Source organism: Candidatus Cryptobacteroides sp., from assembly GCF_056207615.1.
On sequence record NZ_JBAEER010000094.1, the window covers coordinates 1 to 1,922 of the forward strand.

A 1,922-nucleotide genomic window follows, 5' to 3' on the forward strand; every position below is an offset into this window, starting at 1 on the left:
GAGGTTTCTGAGCAGGTCATGCTCGGCGCCATCAAGTTCGCTCACGAAGAGATAAAGAAGCACTGCCGCGTACAGAAGGAGCTCATGAAGGAGCTCGGTACCTACGACAACAAGCGTGACTACCCACATGACATCCAGGACGAGGAGCTCAGGAAGGCAGTTCACGACTTCTGCTACGACAAGTGCTATGCACATGCTAAGTCTGCAAAGCCTAAGCATGAGCGTGAGGAAGGCTTCACCGCTATCAAGGAAGAGTTCCTCGCAACCATTCCTGAGGAAGACAGGGAGATGAAGGAGCCACTCGTCAACAGGTATTTCCACGACGAGGAGAAGGAGGCTATGCGTAACATGATCCTCGACGAGGGTATCCGCCTCGACGGTCGTGCAACCGACGTTGTCCGTCCTATCTGGTGTGAGGTAGACTACCTCCCATGCGCACATGGCTCAGCAATCTTCACCCGCGGTGAGACTCAGTCTCTCGCTACCGTCACCCTCGGTACCAAGATGGACATGAAGGAGACTGACGAGGTCCTCATCCAGGATGACCAGCAGTTCGTCCTCCACTATAACTTCCCTCCTTTCTCAACCGGCGAGGCTAAGTCACAGCGTGGCGTAGGCCGTCGTGAGATCGGTCACGGAAACCTCGCACTCCGCGCGCTCAAGCCAGTGGTTCCACTCGCTCCTGAGAATCCATACGCAGTTCGCGTCGTTTCCGACATCCTCGAGTCAAACGGTTCGTCATCAATGGCATCTGTCTGCGGTGGCTCCCTCGCACTCATGGATGCAGGTGTGAAGATCAAGAAGCCTGTAGCAGGTGTCGCAATGGGTCTCATCACCGACGCAGAGCGTCCTAACGAGCGCTACGCAATCCTCACCGACATCCTTGGTGACGAGGATCATCTCGGTGACATGGACTTCAAGGTAACAGGTACCGCTGACGGTATCACCGCTACCCAGATGGATATCAAGGTTGACGGTCTTTCATACGACGTTCTCGAGAAGGCTCTCGAGCAGGCACGTCAGGGTCGTCTCCACATCATGGGAGAGATGATGAAGACCATCAGCGCACCACGTGAGGACTACAAGCCATTCGTTCCTCGTATCGAGCAGATGGTTGTGGCTTCCGAGTTCATCGGCGCAATCATCGGTAAGGGTGGCGAGACCATCCAGAAGATCCAGAAGGAGACCGGTGCTACCATCACCATCACCGAGGAGCCTAATCCAGCAGGTGAGGGTACCGTAGGTGTAGTAGACATCGCTTCTAACGACGCTGAGGCAATGGCTAAGGCTAAGGCATGGATCGAGGGCATCGTTGCAGTACCTGAGGTCGGCACAGTCTACACCGGTAAGGTAGTCAGCATCCTCGAGTTCGGCGCATTCGTAGAGATCCTCCCTGGTAAGGAAGGCCTCCTCCACATCTCAGAGATCGCTTGGAACAAGACAGAGAAGGTAGAGGATGTCGTTAAGGTAGGTGACGTAGTTGACGTCAAGCTCCTCGAGATCGACGCAAAGACCGGCAAGATGAGGCTCTCTATGAGGGCTCTCACCGAGAAGCCAGAGGGTTATGTAGAGCCTGAGCGCAGGCCTCGTCCTCAGGGTGATCGCGGCCCACGTCGTGATGACCGCAGGGATGACCGTCGTGGCGATCGCGGCCCACGCCGTGATGACCGTGGCCCACGTCGCGATGACCGCGGCCCTCGTGGTCCTCGTCGCGAGAACAAGCCTGCAGAGGAGGAGACTCCACGTCAGGAGCCAGAGATGTTCTAGTCCTCGGACTGAATAATCGAGTAGGAGGAAAACAAAAGTAGTTTCCTCCTACTTTTGTTTTCCGACCTCTCACACCACCGTACGTGCCGTTCGGCATACGGCGGTTCTTCATTGTTCAGTGCAATTTGACGTAGTAGTCCATAAGACAAGGATAG

Annotated in this window: 1 protein-coding gene; it reads left to right on the forward strand. The window is 55.5% G+C overall.

From position 1 onward, the window contains the following. Positions 1 to 1,767: polyribonucleotide nucleotidyltransferase (gene pnp, locus AC06ND_RS05655; RefSeq protein WP_475678021.1), on the forward strand; the 1,767-nt coding region annotated here is incomplete at its 5' end. Positions 1,768 to 1,922 lie beyond the last annotated feature (155 nt).